A 19,585-nucleotide genomic window follows, 5' to 3' on the forward strand; every position below is an offset into this window, starting at 1 on the left:
TTAGGTCGGCTGTAACTCAGTCATTGGCCATCTTGGTGTGGTTGTCACCGCCAATCCATCATGTTGCCCAGCTTTTAAACGCTGATATCCAGCAAAGGCAATCATGGCGCCATTATCTGTACATAAAGCAGGTTCGGCGTAATACACTTGTGCCTTAATCTTTGCCAATGACGTTTCTAATTGCTCTCGCAATCTTAAATTGGCACTGACACCACCCGCAATCACCAAACGTTTTAAACCTGTTTGTTTTAAAGCTTTTACTGATTTTTTAGCGAGCGTATCGACAACAGCCTCTTGGAAAGATGCAGCCACATCCGCATCACGATTTTCATCGCCTAACTTTTTCAGTTGTACTGAAACCGCAGTTTTAAGACCGCTAAAAGAAAAATCCAAACCTTGATGCAATATTGGTCGCGGGAATTCAAAAGCTTTGGCATCGCCCTGTAACGCCAATTTCGCAATATTGGGACCACCCGGATAAGGCAGTTTCATCATTTTTGCGACTTTATCAAAGGCTTCACCCGCTGCATCGTCAATTGACTCACCAAGCAATTCGTATTGACCAATTCCATAGGCTGCCATTAATTGAGTATGACCGCCTGAAACCAATAAAGCTACAAACGGAAATTCCGGTGGAGTTTCTGAAAGTAATGGGGCAAGCATATGACCTTCCATATGATGCACACCAATTGCAGGCTTATTAAAAGCAAAAGCCAAGGCACGACCGAATAAGGCACCTGTCATCAATGCTCCCATCAGCCCTGGACCACGAGTATAAGCAACCGCATCAATCTCTTGTTTTTTGACACCACTTTGCTCAAGCAGCTGATTAATCAAAGGAATCATCTTGCGAACATGGTCACGAGAAGCTAATTCGGGAACGACACCACCATATTCTGCATGCAATTTGATTTGGCTATATAGAACCTGTCCACGTAAGCCGAGCTCGCTATCATAGAGTGCTAACCCAGTTTCATCACACGAAGTTTCTAAGCCCAAAACAATCATTAAACTGCCTTTACAACGATCAAAAATAATAACAGAGCTATTATAGACTTGTGATCTGAGTTGTAAATGAGTAAAATACTGACCTTCACTTGCGATCTAGTGCAATAGTGCGTTAGATCTTATCCATCATCTTAGAGGATTTTACATGCCACAAGTTAAGTTGAAAGAAGGCGAACCAGTAGACGTAGCTATCCGTCGTTTCAAACGTTCATGCGAAAAAGCGGGTGTTTTAGCTGACGTTCGTAAGCGCGAATTCTATGAGAAACCAACTCAAGAACGTAAGCGCAAAAAAGCTGCTGCAGTTAAGCGTTATCAAAAGAAATTGACTCGCGAATCTGTACGTACTACTCGCCTTTACTAATTAATTTGTGATTGACTGCTGAAAATACTATGAATACTTTAAAAAACCAAATTACTGACGTGTTAAAAAACTCAATGCGTGCCAAAGATATGGCAACAGTAACGGTTATTCGTGGTGTACAGGCAGCAATTAAGCAAATCGAAGTCGATGAGCGCATTGAGCTTGACGATGCTCAGGTTCTTGCGGTCATTGAAAAGCAAATTAAACAACGTAAAGAATCGATCAAGGCCTTTTCTGGCGCTGGTCGAGATGATTTAGCTAGTAAGGAACAAGCCGAAGTTGAGGTTATTTCTCAATTTCTACCAGCAGCTATGACTGAGGAAGAACTTGATTCCATCATTGAGCAAACGATTGCTGCTCAAGAAGCTACTAGCATGAAAGATATGGGTAAGGTGATGAATTCTCTACGTCCGATCATAGCCGGGCGTGCCGATCCTGCACAAGTATCTGCTAAAATTAAAGCAAAATTAAGCTAATCTGCTTAACCCCTTTTATATTCCCCCTATTTTTAAATTGGATTCATTTTAACAATGAACCCAAGGTCTTTTTATTATCTAAATTCACACTGAACATTATATTTTGCCAGCATTTGCATCTCTTTTGATTCAACCACTTGCTTGATTAAATCTTGCTTGGTCATACTCGCGTATTGCGCTGGTAATGATGAGCGATTTTGTTCAATCGCCTCTGACATATCCTGAATATAACGCTGATTAATCTGACAATATTTTGCTTGTTGCTCAGGGGTAAATTGTGATGTTTGTGGATTCAGACTCCGTAAAAAACTGCGAATATCCTGTGCATACACACCACGAATTTTATCGACTGAGTTTGCATACTGCTCAATCGATGCTGCTGAGCTGATCCCCACACTACTGATCGCAAAAATAAAAACTAAAATTTTGTTCATAATGTTCTAACTTCTTAGCGATTGCTTACGCACGTCATCTTATCTTAGTTCAATAAATTTTGGTTTATGCTCTAGAAAAAATTCTTCCTTTGGCACTGGTATCTCTCCTGCTGTTACCGTACCGAGACGTAAACGAATAATATTGGGTAAATCCATACGATAGGAATAAAGTGGACTGGCACAGTTTTGACAAAATACCCGTGCCTTATTTGGTGTATGAAAATATTCTTTCAGTTGCTCACGCCCAGAAATCAGCTCGAATTTGTTTCGCTCAATTGGACTATTCCAACCCGCGATAGAACCTTGTGCCTGCTGGCAATCAGTGCAGTAACATAGAATACTATTTTCAATTTCCCCATGATATTGATACTGCACAGCACCACACAAACATTGTCCTTGAATCATAACAGCCTCCCCCTCAGTTTTATAAATATAAGTCGTCTTTAAGTTTTATAGTTTGATTGAAGTTAAATAAGGCTTTGCTTTAGCTCAAGTATTTCACCAGCAAGCCCATCATAATCTTTGAACTCTGTATGAACGAATCCCTGACTTGTTAAAATTTTACGTGATGCGATATTCTGAGGATCAATAATCGCAAAGATTCTATGAATTGAATTTTGTTTTTTTGCATCACTCAGTAGCTGTTGACTAACTTTTCGCGCTATACCCTTACCCCAATAACTTGGTAAAAGCATATAACCCAACTCAACCTCACTGTCATTCAAGTTTTTGATTTCTAATTTCGCTAAGCCTATATATTCATTAGTATTCACATCTAATATTTTAAAATGACCAAAGTTAGGGTGTAATTGGTTATTTATTATAAGCAACTGGAAATCTTTCTTCGCCTCTTCTTCAGGAATCGCTCTTTCTGTAATCATCGCCATAACTTTTTCATTTCCAACCAGTTGGTAATACAAATTAAAGTCATGCATATGAAATTTTTCTAGCTTAATTTCCATATCGTTATTGCTCTTTCTAAACTTAATAGGTTCCAAATAAATACCAACTAAAAAGTCTGATTACAGCCTCATACGGCGTTCATCTTGCATCTGTTTTAAACGTGCGTCAATTTTTGCGGTCATGGCTAGATTTCCTTTCGCAAGGCGTTGCGCATGTAACATAGACTTAATCGCATTTTCTTCATAGCCCGACCAATATTCTGCCTCTGCACGATAACCTAATACATTAACTGCTTGTAATGGCGAACTCTTATCTAAATTGGTGGCTTGCTGCAGCAATTGCCAACCTTCAATATCACGTTGGTTTTTATGAATAAAACGTTGTACCAACGCTTGTGCCTGTGCAACTTGACCTTGTCGAATCAGCACTTCTGCTAACTTATAAGATAAGGCTCGATTCTCAGGCATGGTTTTCTGAATTGGATTGATACTACTATAGGCCTGTTCAAACTTATTTTGCCCCATGTAAATATCTGCTTGGATCAGTGGCACAAGCACATGATTTTTAAGTTTAGGCTTCACCAAATCTAAATTGGCTTGCGCTTGCGCATAATCACCCTGCTCCAGATAAAACTTACTTAGTGCCAATTGTGCTGCAGTATTTTTCTGATTTGCCAGTGATTGTAATTGAATTTCAGTCGCCTGATTAGACACCACTAAGGTATACAGTTTTAAAATCTCAAAATCGAGATCGTAAATTTTAGACTTCACTTTCGGTAATTGATTGGCACGTAAGCGTGCTTCACTCATCCGCTCAGTGGTTAAAGGATGGGTAAACCAGAAGTCTGGTAAAAAGCTGACACGACTAGTAGCACGATGCATGGTTTCAAAATAGTCTGCCATACTCTGCGGATTATAACCTGCCGCATACATAAACTGCATGCCGATACGATCCGCTTCACGCTCTTGATTACGACTATAACTCAACTGCTTATCCATCAATGCCGCTTGAGTACCCATCATGACAGCAGCACCCGCATTGCCATCAGCTTGAGATGCTATAGCAGCCCCGACAAGAATCCCTGCCAATGCAAGCAAGCCCTGTCCCTTAAATGCTTCTTGAGAACGGCTATAGTGACGCTGTGATACGTGTGCAATCTCATGCGCCATAACCCCTGCAATCTCATCTATATTTTTCGCTGAAGTGATCAGCCCCGTATTCAAAGCAAATAAACCACCAGGAACAGCAAAGGCATTAATTTGCGGATCTTTAATAATGACTAAGCCAATGGGTTGACCCAGTTGAGTCTGGCTGAGAATACCTGAAAAAACTTGTAAAAATTGATCTTCCAACCATGCATCTTGCACTGTTGGCATTTGGCGATGAACTTCACGATAAACTTTTTCACCGATAAATTTTTCTTTTTGTTGATCGAGTAAACCTATACCACTGCCAATTTCAGGCACTTCTGTTTGCCCAGCCGTATGGGAAGGTAAAAAGACCTCAGTGTGACTCAATTGAGTTGTGGCCAATAAGCCACATGCGAGCAGCAACGATCTCAAGTGGTTTCTCTATGATTTTAATAAAGAAATTCACTATAGCATTGAAAATAGGAGAAATTTGCAACAAAGTGTTATAAAAGGCAGAGAAATCCTGCCTTATCTTATGATTTTTGAAGTCAGCCGAATTACTCTGCCGCGACGTAACGTTGATCTACACTAAACTTTTCCGGGAATTTGGCATTGATGTTTGCATAAAAAGACATAATTTCAGTCATATCTTTTTCGTAATCCCCTGTAGGGTAAACAATTTTCCCTACACCCGTTTTTTTCTTGGCATAGTCCATATACGCAAGTGCAATCGGTACACCTGCTGTTATTGCAACATGATAAAAACCTGTTTTCCATTGCTCTTGTTTAGCACGCGTCCCTTCTGGAGTCACAAGCATGACTAACTTAGGATGCGTTTTAAACAAGTCACTCATCAGCTGGACCATACTTGGTCGCGCTTGCCCTTCTTGTTTGACAGTACGATCAATTCCGATGCCGCCCATTGCACGAACAAATGGTCCAAATGGAAATTTCATATAGCTATCTTTGATGGTCAGGCGCACATTAACACCCAACGCTTTTAACGCCAAACGCGCATATAAAGCATCCCAGTTGCTGGTATGCGGGGCAGCAATCATGACACATTGGTCAATGTTTAAATCCCAATGATTGTCAATTTCCCAACCCATTAAGCCCAAACTTTGTTCAGCTAATTTCTCAAACACCAGACGCCCCAAGACGAAGTCACAAAGGGCGCAAGTGTACCAATATTAATCAACTTAAAAAGATGGAGCCGCACAATAATGCAGCAATTAAATGATCAGCATTGTAAGCAATTATTCGAATTTCGGATTCACCAAATAGCGAGGTGTACGATCTTGCAATGCATCAATTAAATTCTGATAAGCCAGATCTACCATTTTCTGACGTGTTTCTGCTGTTGCAGAACCCAGATGCGGTACAGTCACTGCATTTGGTAATTCAAATAAAGGAGAGCTTTGTAAAGGTTCTTTGGTATAAACATCTAGCCCAGCTGCAAAGATTTTGTTTTGCTGTAAGGCTCCAATCAGTGCATCTTCATCCACCACCGAACCGCGAGCAATATTCACAAACACTGCATGTTTCTGCATTAAATCAAACTGTTCTACACCAATCAATGCTTTAGACTCAGTATTTAAATCAACCGCAACCACAATGAAATCTGACTGTTGTAACAACTGATCTAGATCACGATATTGCGCATTAAAAGCTTGTGCTACTTCAATTTTTTCACGGCGATTATGGTACAAAATATTCATATTGAAACCATAGAAACCACGACGAGCAATGGCAGCTCCAATATTACCCAATCCAATAATGCCTAAAGTTTTCCCAAAAACATCGACACCAAATTGTTCAGTTGAAACGGTTCGTTTCCATTGGCCCTGCTTGGTCCATGCATCTAAAGATGGAATTTTACGTGCCGCACTGAGCAACAATGTAAATGCGAGATCAGCGGTCGTTTCTGTCAGTACATGTGGGGTATTGGCAAGCCAGATTTTCTTTTGATTGAGATAACCAACATCGTAGTTATCATAACCAACCGAAACAGTAGAAATGACTTTGAGTTTTTGTGCGGGAGCTAAATTGCTTTCATTCAGTAAACGCCCTGCGCCAATCATGGCATCGGCATCAACTACTTCGGTTCGAATCTGCTCATTGATATCACCAAGTTTCGGGTTCAACACCACCACCTGATAATCTTGCTGTAACTGCGCTAAAACATCCTGATCTATTTGGCTGAATACAACGACTTTCTTCATTATTAAATTCCGATCTTTATTGCATAAGTTGCCACAACCGTTTTTTCAATACAGGTTGAGCAATCATTTCTTCTAAACTCGCTAAATGTAATATATTAGAATGCTGGATAAAGTCCAGTTGACCTAAGCATAATATCTTTTTATTGGTCGCGTTGGCATCGATAAAACCTTGAATATACGAAGACAGCCCTCTGCTTTCCTGAAAAGCAGCCAAAGGAAATGGCCATTTCAGCTCTGCGTATTGACCCAATCTTGCCTTTTGAATATTTTGCCAGAGTTGGCGTTGTGTATCACTAAGCTGACTACTTTCCAATAAAATGGCGCAATTCTCTAAAACATACATTTGCAATTCAAATGCTTGAATTTGAGCCGTAATAACAAGCTGTTCTTTTTCAACAACAGCTTCTTTCACAGCAGGTTTTGCAATAATTTCTATAGGCTGAGGAATTTGTTTTTCGACGACTGGTAATGTTTGTACAGGCGTAACAGGAATATCTTGAACAATCGGTGCTGAATCAAATGCAAGCGCTGTCGATTGCGAAACCTCATCAACTATTTGATCTCGCCATAAGCTCGGTGCAGTATTTTTTTGACATACCACTTCTCTAGGAATCCAAACATCGATTCCCAAAGTTGCCAATATGTTTCTCTGCTGCCCGATCATCTTACCTACTCATTCCCATTACTCACAGTCATTTGCAATACTGTAACATCACATAGTCTAGCATAAACCAAGTCCCCCTAAATGACTTCCTTTTGCTCAATCACTTCTATATAAATCCAATTGCATGATCAGAAATGCATTTCTCGTTAGTTTAGGCAAATATTCAATAACAATAGGCAAGTTTTCATTCGTCGACTTTTAGACAATATTTCATCATTTTGTCGCTTTTACTTTTTATTACTGTTGTATCGAATGCTCAAATGAAAAGGTTGACGCTCTCTATGCTTATTCTTTTTGCTATCGCTGTCGTTCTGCTCATTGCTGGCAGTGCCATGTATGCCCAACAACCCCTATTTGGTAAAATCCCTTCTGGTGAACGACTACAAACCATTGAAAGTTCTCCCAACTATCGCCAAGGCCAATTTCGAAACTTAATTGAAAAATCAGGCATGAGCGAAGGCTCAAATATTGCGGTAGAACTCTACAAAACCTTTATCAAAACTATTCCAAATCGTAACCCCATCGACCCAATTCCTTCCATTAAAACCAATCTACTCGCTCTTGATCCCAAACAGGATGTCATTATTTGGTTTGGTCACTCATCGGTCTTTATGCAACTGCATGGTAAAACATTCTTGATCGACCCTGTCATGAGTGGCAAAGCTTCCCCTTTCCCTTGGGGCACTCGTGCTTATAAAGGGACAGATATTTATAAGGTTGAAGATTTACCAGACATTGATTATTTGCTGATTTCACATGATCACTATGATCATCTGGATTACGAAACCACGCTTAAACTTAAAGACAAAGTCAAATATGTAATTACAGGTCTAGGTGTTGGTGAACATTTTGAATATTGGGGTTATCCCAAAGAGAAACTGATTGAAAGAGATTGGGGTGACAGAATTGAGTTTGATGATGGGATTACCATTATCACTGAAACTACTCATCATGACTCTCGCCGCGCTTTAGATGGCGGTAAAAATCTTTGGGTCTCCTTTGTCATTCAGTCCCCACATAAAAAGATTTTCTATACAGGTGATGGCGGCTATGGAAAACACTTTGTCGAGATTGGACAGAAATACGGTCCCTTTGATTGGGCCTTGATGGAAAATGGTCAATACGATGCTGCTTGGCGTTCAGTGCATTGCCATCCTGATGAAGTAGCTCAAGCTACGGAAGAACTGAATGCACGTAATATGATTCCCGTACATCATTCAAAATTCAGTTTGGCTAAACATGCTTGGTATGAGCCAATTACCCGCATTGTTGAATACTCGCAAAGCAGGAAATATCGTCTTGCTACACCAATGATCGGTGAGTTGGTTGAACTGGATAATGATCGCCAATCCTTTAAACAGTGGTGGAAGAATATTCGTTAATCAAACAATCCCTTTCAATTAAGAGCCTCATTCACATATGAGGCTTTTTTTATTGAGCACATTGAAAGAATGAAAAATAAAGCTGATCAAATTAGGCAAACAACTGAGCATTTCAGGTCAATCAATGTCGTATTTTTAGGCTTAAATAGAAACATCGAAGATCAAGAAAATGACATCTACAGGTCTTTTCTTAAATGATGAATCTTAAACAAAGGTCGTTAAAAATGAAAAATGTATTAGTGCTTGGTGCATCAGGTCAAATTGCTCAATGGGTCATTGAGATGCTGGCAAATGAACCTAACTTGACTCAAACGTTATTGGTACGTGATACAAAAAAATTAGGTGCCGATTTGCCAGCCAATGCAAAAGTCATCGAAGCTGATGTTTTGAATCTGGAGCAATTAAAGCAGGCCGTACAAGGACAAGATATTGTCTACGCCAACCTTGCTGGTGAATTAGAGCAACAAACACAAAATATTATTTCAGCCATGCACAGCGCAGGTGTTCAGCGGATTATTATGATTAATTCACTCGGCATCTATGATGAAGTCAAAGGTAACTTTGGCGAATGGAACCGAAAAGAAATTGGTGCGTATCTTGGTCCATATCGTAAAGCAGCCGATTTATTAGAAGCGTCAGATCTGGATTACAGTATTTTGCGTGCGGCTTGGCTCATGGATGAAGATGAAATTGATTATGAGACAACAGAACGTGATCAAGATTTTAAAGGCACGGTTATTTCACGTAAAAGTGTCGCAGCCTTCGTCGTTAAAATTATCCAAACCCCAGAATTTTCCTCTCGAAAAAATTTAGGGCTTAATAAACCGAACTCAGATGCTGATCAACCTTATTTTATGTAATGATAAAAAAATCGGACAATCAGGCACCTGATTGTCCGACTCTGCCAATGTCGGCAGTAAGGGGTCGCAGATTGTTAAATAGCAATCTGTTGTGCTTTTAGGTGCGCCTGTTTTAACGCATCAACTTTTAAAGCAGACATGTCTAAACCTTCTGCATATACAAATTTAACGTCATGAATTCCCATCAAACCTAAAACAGACTGAAGATAAGGCGTAACTGCATCCGTCACCTGCCCAAGATGAATACCGCCACGACTGCTCATTACGATTGCCTTTACGCCTTCAACTAAGCCTTGTGGATAGGTTTCGGTATATCGAAAGGTATGACGGGCACGCGCCACCAAATCAAACCAGTTCTTCAACTGTGTTGGCACATTCAGGTTGTACATTGGTGCGCCAATCAGCAATAAATCTGTTGCTTTAAGCTCTGCAATCAACTCATCTGATAACTGAATAATTTTTTGAATCGGTGCTGAAACATGTGCTGCGCCACGCAATGCATGGAAAATTTTCGCATCCAATACAGGCAAGTTAAGTGTTGTTAAATCACGGATGATTACCTCATCCTGTAAGCCTTTTTCAGCACGTTGTTTTAAAAATGCATCGATCAAACGGCTGGTCTGTGATTGATCACCCATAATGCTTGATTTCAACACCAACACTTTCGCCATGTTTGTTCTCCATATCTTGATGGAGCCATGTTACTACTACAACCAAATCACCAGTAGTGATAATATTTCTATTCATTGATTCCTAAAAATCTACAATCATGCAAACTGAACTGAGTACGATTTCAATCTTTGTGACAGTGGTCGAGGCAGGTAACTTTAGTAATGCCGCAGAGCAGCTGCATCTAACCCGCTCAGCTGTCAGTAAAAGTATTGCGCGTTTAGAGCAACGCTTAGGTGTCGCTTTATTTAAACGCACCACCCGAACCCTGAACTTAACAGCGGAAGGTACGCTATTCTATGAACACAGTCAGCGTGCGATTGCTGAAATCCATAGTGCTGAGAGCTTACTAGAGCAAGGTAAAATCAGTGCAACTGGCTTATTAAGAATTTCGGCACCAGTTCTGTTTGGTCAACTCTATATCGCCCCACTAATCGTTGAACTCGCACAACAGCATGCTGCTTTGCAGGTAGAACTTTCATTAAATGATCGAACTGTCGATTTGGTCGAAGATGGTTTTGATTTAGCGATTCGTATCGGCACTTTGCCTGATAGCCATCATTTAATTGCGAGAAAGCTAGGCGATCATCGGATGTTACTCTGTGCTACACCTGAATATATCCAGAAATCAGGTCCAGTAAATCATTTAGATGAACTGCAACAACACACCACGATTGCCTTTCCCTATTCAGGGCATTTGCCAAAATGGCAGCTACAAGATGAGAACAAGCAGCTTTATGCAATCAAGCCCAAAGCAAAATTGATGTTGAATGATATGCTGGCGATTAAAAATACAGTGTTGTCACATCATGGCATTGCGTGGCTCCCTGACTGGCTTATTCATAAAGAGTTACAAGATGGTTGCTTGGTTCAAGTCTTAGCCGAATTTTCCAGTGTCGACTTTCCGATTCATGTAGTCTGGCCGAGTTTGCCTTATATGCCATTAAAAACCCGTTTGGCGATTGATCAACTCATTCAGCACTTACCACCCGCTCTATCAAACAATCAAAATGTGGTTTAAGAAAAAATAAAGGCTAAATAAATTTAGCCTTTGCTTCATATCAATACCGAGATCTATTTCTACTTACAACAAAGCAACCTGTGGGAAAATTGCATCTTTGAGTTCGAACTCATTGTTAGGATTGACCATCCCTACGGTTTTATCACTTAAATAAAGTTGATAAGCACTTTCAGCAAGTTGTTCTGCTGTCATTAAAACTGCACCGTTATACAATTCATTGATATCGATCCCACTACCATCTGCGGCAACGTTATGAAACTCACTTTGCGTTCCAGCAGGAGCAAGTACTTTAGCTCGTAATTTTTTCCCTTGGGTGCGCAGGCTAAAATCGACACCCTCTGTGAATGAAGAGACATAGAATTTAGTGGCACAATAAGGAATCGCTACATCAACTTCAGCGTATCCTCCTACAGATGATACATTGATTAATACCGCATCTTCATCAACATAGTCTTTGATATAACGCAAAGATAAATCCGTCAGCGCACGAACATTCAAATCCACCATATTCATCACTTTGCTTAGATCTGCATCCCAAGCTAAGTCATAGTCACCAAAGCCTGCATTATTTATCAGTACATCAATATGGTGTGGTTTGACTGCTTCATAAAGCTGGGCTGCTTGACCTGTCACTGCCAAATCAAACATCTGATTTTCAACTCGGATTGAATAACGACTTTCTAAATCCTGCTTGATCTGTTCCAGTGCCTCTTGTCTACGAGCAACCAAAATTAGATTAAAGCCTTGTTGAGCGAATTGATAAGCAAGTGCTTTACCAATACCCGCACTTGCACCTGTAATTAAAGCTGTTTTCATTTTAAGTCTTACCTATTGAATTAATAATCAGTACTTCGAGTTAAAGCTTCGTGCTGCTTAATTTCATCTAAATGAGACGTCAAGGTTGGCATCACATAGTCAATTGCATCATTGCCAATCAATAGCTGTTTCGGTGGATTGTCCATTGCAGCCACTTGCATCACCACTTGTGCCAATTTGGGAGGACTGCCTTGTTGCTGCCCATCCGCAGCCGACATCAAGGCCTTGGTATTACCCAATGCTTCATAATCGTCATGTAACTGCGTCCCATATTGTGTTGAACTTTCACTTAAAAATTCAGTACGGAAAAAGCCTGGCTCAATCGCAGTAACCTTAATTCCAAATGGTGCAACCTCATCTAATAAAGCCAAACTAATCGCTTCGACTGCGAACTTTGAAGCTGAATAAAACACCGCATTGGCAACTGCTTTTACTCCAGCAATTGAAGACGTATTGATGATATGACCTGAACGTTGCTGGCGCATGATCGGCAAGACTGTACGGAGTACGTTGGATGTGCCAAAAACATTGGTGGCAAATTGCTGTTCAATTTGTGCTGCGGTTACTTCTTCAAAACGTCCCAATAACGGATAACCAGCGTTATTGACTAAGACATCTATACGACCAAAACGCTTTAATCCAATCTCTACAGCGGTTTTAACCTGCTGTTCATCACGAATATCAAGTTCAACCAACTCAATCTGATCGCTAGGTAAATTTGAATAAAGCGCCTTGAGTTTGCTTAAACTTCTCCCTGTCGCAATAACTGAGTCCCCTTGCTGAATCGCTGCTTTAACAATTTCAACACCCATTCCGCGTGTTGTACCTGTCACAAACCAAATACGTTTCATTGTGCTACTCCAACATCTCGAAAAAAAAACAGGCCACTTTAAAGTGACCTGTTGAGTTACTTTAAGTACAGTGTGATTAAAGTTTTGTGCTAAAGAATGGAACCAATTGGCCTACCGCTTCATCAACAAAATTTAGTTTGTCGTAGAAAGACATATGGTTGGCTCCGACTACAACATAAAGTTGTTTATCGGTACTTGCTGCACGATTAATCAAGTCCTCACTCATCCACTTACTGCCTGCTACACTGCCTGCAATCGCCAATAAGGGCTGAGTAAAAAATGCTTCAGCTTTGTTATAGGCATCGTAAGTAATGATTTGAGTTAAACTGCGTGCAGTAGCAAAACCTGGTGCATTTGGATGTTCCGCACGTGGGGTATGGTAATACTCCCATGCTTCACGCAATTCTTCATTTGGTGCATCTTCTTCTCTTAATGGTGCAAGTGGAATTGTTGCAATCTCGGCACCACTGGCATCTGAAGTTCGAGCATCTGTACCTGCTTGGATATAAGGGATCGCATCTGCATCTTTGACATTGTTCTCCCAGCCATTACGGAACATTTGACCAATGTTAACTGCACTGACCATACCCACCGCTTTAATACGGCGATCATTGATGGCTGCATTTGCGGTATAACCTGCACCTGCACAAATCCCCATCGTACCAATACGGTTATTGTCGACATAAGGCAAGGTAGTTAAATAATCAATCACAGCACTGACATCTTCAGTACGGATATACGGGTTTTCTAACTGACGTGGTAAACCTGTACTTGCACCTTGATATGAAGCATCGTAGGCAATTGTTACAAAGCCATGCTCAGCGAGCTTACGCGCATATAAACCAGCCGTTTGCTCTTTGACGCCACCACCTGGATGGCTCACCACCACCGCAGGATAGGTTTTGCTCTCATCAAAACCTTCAGGGAAGTTAATTACTGCTGCAAGGGTAATCCCCTGACCATTATGATTTTGGATACTGATTTCTTTTGACATTTGGATTTCCTTTTAATTCAATTTTCTTAAATGCAATGATTAAAGATGTTCTTTAAAAAATGGGATTGCTCTCGCCAATGCTTTAGCAACAGGTTCAGGCTGATCGTACAGCTCGTAATGTGACGTATTTTCTAAAACAAGCAGCTCTTTTTGTTTCGATGCGGCACGACGTACAATCTCATGGCCATCACGATAAGCACCGAATGCACCTGGCTTGTCACCAATAACGACTAAGATCGGTTGCGTTAATAAGACTTCAGCCAAGTGAAATGCATCCCAACCCAAAGCCACACTCATACGAGAGAATAAAGCACTGGTTGCACCATTCGGTTGTTGACCACGCGCAGTTTTATAGTAGTCAGTCGCTTCGAGTGGATCGATATCGGTAATTCCCGCTTTTTTACCTTCCTCTACTGATGGTGGTAGTAAATTATTCACCAACAATTCAGCACCACGTGCTTCAGCAGTACGTTGCTGTGCAATTGCTTCAAGCCCTTCGATCAAAGCTGCACCTGTTCCACCGTAACCTTCACGGGTCATACGACCAAAGTTCACACCCGTAATTGAAGTCACGGCTTTAATCCGTTTCTCCGTCATTGCTGTGTTGAGTACATAAGCACCACCACCACAGACGCCTAAAGCACCAATACGATTTTCATCAACAAAATCTTGGGTGACCAAATAATCAACGGCATAACGAATATCTTCTACACGGTGATATGGATTTTCTATAAAACGTGGTTCACCACCACTTTCACCTTGGAATGATGCATCAATGACCAGCACCACAAAGCCTGCGTCAGCCAATGCTTGACCATAAATATTGCCTGAAGTCTGTTCTTTACAGCTCCCAATTGGATGAACGCTGACGATGGCTGGATACTTTTTACTTTTATCAAAATCATTTGGGAATAAGATATTAGCTGCTGATTCCCATGCTAGGTTTTTATATTTAACAGTTTGCATATTGAGTACCTCACTCTTAAATTATGCGTAACAACAATCCGTTTTAGATTGAATCTCTTTCTTTCTATGTATTCAGTATAGGATTATAAAACGTGATTGAATTGCCTATTTCAACAGGATTTTTGCCTATTTTGTTAGTCTTGTTTTACTTCTAATTTATATATATTTTTCAACAATATGAAATAAAAAAACCCATCATCCTGAAGAGAATCTGGGTTTGTTTTTTATTTGTAAAGATCTTGATTAAACCAGTTGTAAATCCTGAATATCACGTTGTGGTGCATTTCCAAATAAGCGCGAATATTCACGACTAAATTGTGATGCACTCTCATAACCAACCAGCCCAGCGGCATGGCCTACATCAAAGTGTTGATTCAGCATTAAATGTCGAGCTTCCTGTAAACGCAGCTGCTTTTGGTACTGCAACGGACTCATACCTGTAATTTCCCGAAAATGTTGCCTAAAGGTTGAGGGACTCATATAAACCTGCTCAGCCAAATCATCCATACGAATCACCTGAACGAAATTGTGCTTTAACCAAGCGACAGCTTTAGCAATTTTTTGACTGACTGAACCGGTTTTAATCAACTGACGCAGATACACCCCATTGGGGCCAGTCAATAAACGAATCATGATCTCTTGTTGCAAGATTGGCGCAAGCTGCGGCAATAACACGGGCTCATCCAGTAAATTCACCAAGCGGCTAATCGCCTCGATCAACACATAGTCAACAGGCTGCACCCCGAATGAAGGTTGAGTTTTTTCTTTCAAGTTTAGCTGCCCCATCTCACTAACCATTTGAGTGACCATCGGGATATCCAACAATAGCATCAAACCAAGGAAAGGCTGATGCTTAGGAGCAGTACGCGTATGACTGATCACAGGTAGATCAATGGTAGTTAACATGGTTTGCCCTGCTGTGTAGGTCAGCATTTGATCACCCACCATTACTTGTTTTTCACCCTGTAACACCACACCTAAACCCAAATTATAAATACAATGAGTGGCACTGGCGGTTGAGCGGCGATGCAGAGATAAAGATGGGATTGCAGTATCATGATCACCATCTGTTCGAATCAGATGATCAACTGTCTGTGCCAATGATGCAATCACTTGTTGGGTATCTTCATATTCAATCATTGCAATCCCTCTTTAATCATTACAGCAAATGAATTAAACACTTTCAGCTTGTTTAACAGGGAACCAACCTGCTGTTGCCTGAATAACATCTTGCAGCTTGTGAGGAATACTGAGCTCGGAAGCCTGTTCGAGATCTAGCTGTAAATTGATTTCATCACCACGACCACTCTGGGCTAACTCAACCCAATTTGGATTCATAATCAATGCTTGGCCAATGGCAACAGATGTCAAACCTAAATCTAAAGCCTGCTGAGCTTGTTCGGGTGTCTTGATCTGTCCTGCCGCAATCACAGGCACACGTTGTGCGACATACTCAGCCACAACTTTTGCAATAACCCCAAGCTCTGGATCATTTACTGGAGTGGCATTCAAGACATTGCTTAATGACACATGCAGATAGTCAATCTGCTCATCAATCAAACGATCAATCAATTGCAAACTGTCCATAATACGCAGACCAGCGGCATCATATTCTTCCACTGAAATACGGTAACCCAATAAAAATGGACCTTTTGCATGTGCTTGGATTACGCGTTTAACTTCTTTCACGACAGCTAATGGAAATTGCATGCGTTTTTCGAGTGAACCGCCCCACTGATCATTGCGCTGATTAAATAAAGGCGAGAAGAAGTTCTGAATTAAGAAGCCATGCGCACCATGTAACTCAATGCCATCAAACCCAGCCTCAATTGCACGACGTGTGGTTTCTCCAAAGGCACGAATCGTTTCCAAGATTTCCTCATGGGAGAGTGCACGACTTTGTAATTGTCCGTCATTAAATGGCCCCGCAGGTGCCTTTAACTCACTTGCACTGACCAGATCTGCGTGTGGAATCAAACTGGGAACAGCTTTATTACCTGCATGAAAGATTTGTAGAATTGCAGGGGCACCACCACTTTTTGCAGCCTTCGCAAGTTTTGCCAAACTATCGGTAAAACGGTCATCATAGGCTGCAAATTCATGGCTAAAACCAATACCGTTTTCTTGTACATGCGTACATCCCGTAATGACCAGCCCAACAGCTTGTGCACGATGGCGTATATAGTCCAACTCTTGTGTTGAAACAGTGTAGTCGTCATTACTCGACCAAGTGGTCATGGGAGCCATAATCACTCGATTTCGTAAGTGAATGCCTTGAGCCAATTGGAATGATTGAAATAACGCAACATTTGTCTTAGACATGGAAACATCCCACAAAATAAACTTCTCTTCTCATAAAAAGTATATGGGATGCACTTTTTCTCAGTTGCCTAAACTAAGCACTTATTTGCCTATTTTGCTGTTTCTCTTACTCAGAATTTATAAACTTTGTCGCATGCGCTGAACATCACGTTGTGGGGATTCACCAAACAAACGGCTATATTCTCGACTAAACTGTGATGCACTTTCATATCCAACTAAACCCGCTGCTCGCCCAGCATCAACATTCTGATTGAACATCAAATGACGGGCCTCCTGTAAACGCAACTGCTTTTGATATTGTAGAGGGCTCATCCCCGTCACAGCACGGAAATGCTGTCTAAATGTCGATGGGCTCATAAAGGCTTTTTCTGCTAAATCATCCATACGAATCGGTTGTACATAATTATGTTTTAACCAGTTCACCACTTGATGGATCTTTTGATTGGTCGACCCCGATTTCACCAACTGACGTAAATATGCACCATGAGGGCCATTGAGAACCCTTACGATAATTTCTTTTTGAATTAAAGGGGCCAAATGAGTAAGCATCATTGGTTCATCCAATACTTTGACCAGCCTCAAAAAAGCATCAATCAAAGGCGTATCAACCGATTCCACACTAAATGAATGCTGTGGTAAATCTGCTGTAGGTGAGTCTACAACAGGCATATCGGCAACTACCTGATTTACCATCTGCAAATCAAGCAACAGCAAAACAGCTAAAAAGGGTTTCTGCGTGGAAGCATGGACAATATGAGACGTTACAGGTAGATCAATTGTGGTCAACATGCTCTGTCCAGCATGACAATGGTAGACTTGATCCCCAATAACAACTTGTTTTTGCCCCTGTAAAATCATGCCAATACCCAAATTATAGATACAGTGGGTACTATCTGTCGGGCTCATTCGACTGTGAAACGAAAGTTGTGGCAGTACTGAACAATGATCTCCCTGCACTTCAGCAAATCGTGAAACGATATGCGTGAGTTGATCAATATTTAATGTTCTTTCAACAGGACTTGCCATAAATGATTTCTTTATTCCAATAAAAAATTAAATTCACATACCACCATCAATCTTTCAATGCCTTAAAAAAATCGATATGGTGTTGCATAAACGCTTATTCTATCTCCAAGATTTATCACGCGATCCTTTATCAGTAAATAAAGGTTTGGTAATCAATTTAAATAGATCTCTATCATCTTAAATAACTTTTAACACCTCATCCCATTTGGTGAGGTAACTCGGTGATTTATGATTTTGCGTCATCTGCCATGCACGTCCATGCGGACTAATCAAACGCCCTAGCGTCATGGTATCACGCCCAAACTTTTCATTAATACCATCAAAAGCCATAGACAGATTACGTCGGGCAATCAGCTCATCTGTATTATGGAATAAATCCACAGCATGACGATGCTGCGGAATAATATCCAACAAAATCACTTCCGCTTTTTTATAACGATGTCCCGCTTGAAAAATGCGATCAAGCCCCTGCTGTACTGCTTTGATAATTTCTAAACGATCGTCACTGTAGTCAGATAAATACACCACTGTATAAGGGCGATAATATTGATCTTTATTAAAGCGATTAGTACGGATGCTTACTCCAATGGCTTTACACAGTAATTTTTGCTGTCTCAAGCGTTCAACCGCACGTAAGCAAAATTCAGTCAATGCACCGCTTAAATCACTTTTATCTTGAATGGGTTGCCCAAATGAACGACTACTCAATACCTGTTGGCGGTCCGTTACTACATCCTCAAGTTCTAAACAAGCCATACCTTGCAACTCTTTGACTGTATTCTCCATCAGCACTGAAAAATACTTTCCCATCATTTTGGCATCCGCTTGCAGCAAATCCATCACAGAGTAGATATTCATTTTTTCCAAGCGTTGTCGAATCTTACGACCAACGCCCCACACTTCTCCCACAGGCATATGCTGCAACAAATCTTCAATCATGCAGGGATCTTCAGCAACGATATTACACACGCTATTAAAACAAGTATGAGTCTTGGCTAAATGATTGGCGAGTTTTGCCTGAGTTTTGGAATAACCAATGCCGATACAGCATGGCAAGCCTAACCAGTTTTTGACGGTATCTAAAATCTGATGCGCATACGCAGTCAAATCATAACTTTGGTGGTAGGCGGTTAGCTCTAAAAAACACTCATCTATCGAATACACTTCCTGCTCACAGGGATCGACAAAACTCCCCAATATATTCATAAAGCGACGTGACATTTCCGCATACAGAGCATAATTACTGGAAAAGACCTCGACGTGATGCTGCCGAATAATTTCCTCAATTTGAAAAAAAGGCACCGCCATCCGAATACCAAGCTGTTTCGCCTCATAGGAACGTGAAACCACACAACCATCATTATTTGACAAGACCACCACAGGACGATTTTCCAGCTTTGGATTAAACACGCGCTCACAACTGACATAGCAGTTATTCACGTCAATCAAAGCAAAAATACGTTGTGGCAGGTTCATGGGC

At 40.8% G+C, this 19,585-nt stretch carries 22 protein-coding genes; 5 read left to right on the forward strand and 17 right to left on the reverse strand.

Annotated features, from left to right (window positions below; all coding sequences use genetic code 11):
* On the reverse strand, positions 1-1,008 hold the full coding sequence (tsaD, locus tag NDN11_RS12110) for a tRNA (adenosine(37)-N6)-threonylcarbamoyltransferase complex transferase subunit TsaD (RefSeq protein ID WP_251109781.1): 1,008 nt from the start codon (positions 1,006-1,008) through the stop codon (positions 1-3).
* Between the two features lie 145 nt (positions 1,009-1,153).
* On the opposite strand from tsaD, the gene rpsU reads away from it, so the two are divergent.
* Both rpsU and NDN11_RS12120 read left to right on the forward strand, forming a co-directional pair.
* Positions 1,154-1,369 (forward strand): 30S ribosomal protein S21, encoded by a 216-nt coding sequence (rpsU, locus tag NDN11_RS12115; protein WP_004652785.1) that lies wholly within the window; start codon positions 1,154-1,156, stop codon positions 1,367-1,369.
* Positions 1,370-1,398: 29 nt separating this feature from the next.
* Positions 1,399-1,845 (forward strand): GatB/YqeY domain-containing protein, encoded by a 447-nt coding sequence (locus NDN11_RS12120; protein ID WP_004808327.1) that lies wholly within the window; start codon positions 1,399-1,401, stop codon positions 1,843-1,845.
* Positions 1,846-1,919: 74 nt separating this feature from the next.
* Here NDN11_RS12120 and NDN11_RS12125 read toward each other — a convergent pair whose 3' ends face one another.
* From NDN11_RS12125 to NDN11_RS12155, 7 genes are all read right to left on the reverse strand, one after another.
* Positions 1,920-2,279, reverse strand: a complete 360-nt coding sequence (locus NDN11_RS12125; protein WP_251109782.1) for a hypothetical protein — start codon at positions 2,277-2,279, stop codon at positions 1,920-1,922.
* A 39-nt stretch (positions 2,280-2,318) separates the two neighbouring features.
* Entirely contained in the window at positions 2,319-2,684 is a 366-nt protein-coding gene (locus tag NDN11_RS12130) for a GFA family protein (RefSeq protein ID WP_167249133.1), read from the reverse strand.
* 62 nt (positions 2,685-2,746) lie between these two features.
* Entirely contained in the window at positions 2,747-3,241 is a 495-nt protein-coding gene (locus NDN11_RS12135; RefSeq protein ID WP_167249131.1) for a GNAT family N-acetyltransferase, read from the reverse strand.
* Between the two features lie 60 nt (positions 3,242-3,301).
* Positions 3,302-4,714: a M48 family metalloprotease gene (locus tag NDN11_RS12140; RefSeq protein ID WP_502801377.1), complete on the reverse strand. Its 1,413-nt coding sequence runs from the start codon at positions 4,712-4,714 to the stop codon at positions 3,302-3,304.
* Positions 4,715-4,869: 155 nt separating this feature from the next.
* Complete coding sequence (locus NDN11_RS12145; RefSeq protein ID WP_167249127.1) at positions 4,870-5,457, reverse strand: 1-acyl-sn-glycerol-3-phosphate acyltransferase; 588 nt, start codon at positions 5,455-5,457, stop codon at positions 4,870-4,872.
* Positions 5,458-5,568: 111 nt separating this feature from the next.
* Positions 5,569-6,534, reverse strand: coding sequence for a 2-hydroxyacid dehydrogenase (locus NDN11_RS12150; protein ID WP_251109784.1), 966 nt, complete (start codon positions 6,532-6,534; stop codon positions 5,569-5,571).
* A 16-nt stretch (positions 6,535-6,550) separates the two neighbouring features.
* The gene (locus tag NDN11_RS12155; protein ID WP_251109785.1) at positions 6,551-7,198 is read right to left on the reverse strand and encodes a hypothetical protein; all 648 of its coding nucleotides are present in this window, start codon (positions 7,196-7,198) and stop codon (positions 6,551-6,553) included.
* Positions 7,199-7,479: 281 nt separating this feature from the next.
* Between NDN11_RS12155 and NDN11_RS12160 the strand changes: the two genes are divergently transcribed.
* Both NDN11_RS12160 and NDN11_RS12165 read left to right on the forward strand, forming a co-directional pair.
* Positions 7,480-8,580: an MBL fold metallo-hydrolase gene (locus tag NDN11_RS12160; protein ID WP_251109786.1), complete on the forward strand. Its 1,101-nt coding sequence runs from the start codon at positions 7,480-7,482 to the stop codon at positions 8,578-8,580.
* Positions 8,581-8,804: 224 nt separating this feature from the next.
* Positions 8,805-9,440 carry an SDR family oxidoreductase gene (locus NDN11_RS12165; RefSeq protein WP_251109787.1) on the forward strand — a complete coding sequence of 212 codons (636 nt, stop codon included), beginning with the start codon at positions 8,805-8,807 and terminating at the stop codon, positions 9,438-9,440.
* A gap of 74 nt (positions 9,441-9,514) precedes the next feature.
* Here the strand turns inward: NDN11_RS12165 and NDN11_RS12170 are convergent, their stop codons facing one another.
* Positions 9,515-10,111 (reverse strand): FMN-dependent NADH-azoreductase, encoded by a 597-nt coding sequence (locus NDN11_RS12170; RefSeq protein WP_251109788.1) that lies wholly within the window; start codon positions 10,109-10,111, stop codon positions 9,515-9,517.
* A gap of 98 nt (positions 10,112-10,209) precedes the next feature.
* On the opposite strand from NDN11_RS12170, the gene NDN11_RS12175 reads away from it, so the two are divergent.
* Positions 10,210-11,130 (forward strand): LysR family transcriptional regulator, encoded by a 921-nt coding sequence (locus tag NDN11_RS12175; RefSeq protein ID WP_251109789.1) that lies wholly within the window; start codon positions 10,210-10,212, stop codon positions 11,128-11,130.
* A 63-nt stretch (positions 11,131-11,193) separates the two neighbouring features.
* Here NDN11_RS12175 and NDN11_RS12180 read toward each other — a convergent pair whose 3' ends face one another.
* From NDN11_RS12180 to NDN11_RS12215, 8 genes are all read right to left on the reverse strand, one after another.
* Complete coding sequence (locus NDN11_RS12180) at positions 11,194-11,946, reverse strand: SDR family NAD(P)-dependent oxidoreductase (RefSeq protein WP_251109790.1); 753 nt, start codon at positions 11,944-11,946, stop codon at positions 11,194-11,196.
* Between the two features lie 20 nt (positions 11,947-11,966).
* Entirely contained in the window at positions 11,967-12,797 is an 831-nt protein-coding gene (locus tag NDN11_RS12185) for an SDR family NAD(P)-dependent oxidoreductase (protein WP_251109791.1), read from the reverse strand.
* Positions 12,798-12,873: 76 nt separating this feature from the next.
* A complete protein-coding gene (locus NDN11_RS12190; RefSeq protein WP_251109792.1) occupies positions 12,874-13,791 on the reverse strand; it encodes an alpha/beta hydrolase in 918 nt (305 codons plus the stop codon).
* A 39-nt stretch (positions 13,792-13,830) separates the two neighbouring features.
* Entirely contained in the window at positions 13,831-14,757 is a 927-nt protein-coding gene (locus tag NDN11_RS12195; protein WP_251109793.1) for an alpha/beta hydrolase, read from the reverse strand.
* A gap of 243 nt (positions 14,758-15,000) precedes the next feature.
* The gene (locus tag NDN11_RS12200) at positions 15,001-15,897 is read right to left on the reverse strand and encodes an AraC family transcriptional regulator (RefSeq protein ID WP_251109794.1); all 897 of its coding nucleotides are present in this window, start codon (positions 15,895-15,897) and stop codon (positions 15,001-15,003) included.
* Positions 15,898-15,930: 33 nt separating this feature from the next.
* Entirely contained in the window at positions 15,931-17,079 is a 1,149-nt protein-coding gene (locus NDN11_RS12205; RefSeq protein ID WP_251109795.1) for an NADH-dependent flavin oxidoreductase, read from the reverse strand.
* Positions 17,080-17,196: 117 nt separating this feature from the next.
* Positions 17,197-18,105 carry an AraC family transcriptional regulator gene (locus tag NDN11_RS12210; protein ID WP_251109796.1) on the reverse strand — a complete coding sequence of 303 codons (909 nt, stop codon included), beginning with the start codon at positions 18,103-18,105 and terminating at the stop codon, positions 17,197-17,199.
* Positions 18,106-18,282: 177 nt separating this feature from the next.
* Positions 18,283-19,581 (reverse strand): Y-family DNA polymerase, encoded by a 1,299-nt coding sequence (locus tag NDN11_RS12215; RefSeq protein WP_251109797.1) that lies wholly within the window; start codon positions 19,579-19,581, stop codon positions 18,283-18,285.
* Positions 19,582-19,585 lie beyond the last annotated feature (4 nt).

The organism is Acinetobacter sp. C26M (assembly GCF_023702675.1).
Taxonomy (GTDB): Bacteria; Pseudomonadota; Gammaproteobacteria; order Pseudomonadales; family Moraxellaceae; genus Acinetobacter.

Bases quoted from the DNA above. Each gene is read 5' to 3' on its own strand.
- tsaD (WP_251109781.1), bottom strand. From the start codon at position 1,008: ATGATTGTTTTGGGCTTAGAAACTTCGTGTGATGAAACTGGGTTAGCA.
- rpsU (WP_004652785.1), top strand. From the start codon at position 1,154: ATGCCACAAGTTAAGTTGAAAGAAGGCGAACCAGTAGACGTAGCTATC.
- NDN11_RS12120 (WP_004808327.1), top strand. From the start codon at position 1,399: ATGAATACTTTAAAAAACCAAATTACTGACGTGTTAAAAAACTCAATG.
- NDN11_RS12125 (WP_251109782.1), bottom strand. From the start codon at position 2,279: ATGAACAAAATTTTAGTTTTTATTTTTGCGATCAGTAGTGTGGGGATC.
- NDN11_RS12130 (WP_167249133.1), bottom strand. From the start codon at position 2,684: ATGATTCAAGGACAATGTTTGTGTGGTGCTGTGCAGTATCAATATCAT.
- NDN11_RS12135 (WP_167249131.1), bottom strand. From the start codon at position 3,241: ATGGAAATTAAGCTAGAAAAATTTCATATGCATGACTTTAATTTGTAT.
- NDN11_RS12150 (WP_251109784.1), bottom strand. From the start codon at position 6,534: ATGAAGAAAGTCGTTGTATTCAGCCAAATAGATCAGGATGTTTTAGCG.
- NDN11_RS12155 (WP_251109785.1), bottom strand. From the start codon at position 7,198: ATGATCGGGCAGCAGAGAAACATATTGGCAACTTTGGGAATCGATGTT.
- NDN11_RS12160 (WP_251109786.1), top strand. From the start codon at position 7,480: ATGCTTATTCTTTTTGCTATCGCTGTCGTTCTGCTCATTGCTGGCAGT.
- NDN11_RS12165 (WP_251109787.1), top strand. From the start codon at position 8,805: ATGAAAAATGTATTAGTGCTTGGTGCATCAGGTCAAATTGCTCAATGG.
- NDN11_RS12170 (WP_251109788.1), bottom strand. From the start codon at position 10,111: ATGGCGAAAGTGTTGGTGTTGAAATCAAGCATTATGGGTGATCAATCA.
- NDN11_RS12175 (WP_251109789.1), top strand. From the start codon at position 10,210: ATGCAAACTGAACTGAGTACGATTTCAATCTTTGTGACAGTGGTCGAG.
- NDN11_RS12180 (WP_251109790.1), bottom strand. From the start codon at position 11,946: ATGAAAACAGCTTTAATTACAGGTGCAAGTGCGGGTATTGGTAAAGCA.
- NDN11_RS12185 (WP_251109791.1), bottom strand. From the start codon at position 12,797: ATGAAACGTATTTGGTTTGTGACAGGTACAACACGCGGAATGGGTGTT.
- NDN11_RS12190 (WP_251109792.1), bottom strand. From the start codon at position 13,791: ATGTCAAAAGAAATCAGTATCCAAAATCATAATGGTCAGGGGATTACC.
- NDN11_RS12195 (WP_251109793.1), bottom strand. From the start codon at position 14,757: ATGCAAACTGTTAAATATAAAAACCTAGCATGGGAATCAGCAGCTAAT.
- NDN11_RS12200 (WP_251109794.1), bottom strand. From the start codon at position 15,897: ATGATTGAATATGAAGATACCCAACAAGTGATTGCATCATTGGCACAG.
- NDN11_RS12205 (WP_251109795.1), bottom strand. From the start codon at position 17,079: ATGTCTAAGACAAATGTTGCGTTATTTCAATCATTCCAATTGGCTCAA.
- NDN11_RS12210 (WP_251109796.1), bottom strand. From the start codon at position 18,105: ATGGCAAGTCCTGTTGAAAGAACATTAAATATTGATCAACTCACGCAT.
- NDN11_RS12215 (WP_251109797.1), bottom strand. From the start codon at position 19,581: ATGAACCTGCCACAACGTATTTTTGCTTTGATTGACGTGAATAACTGC.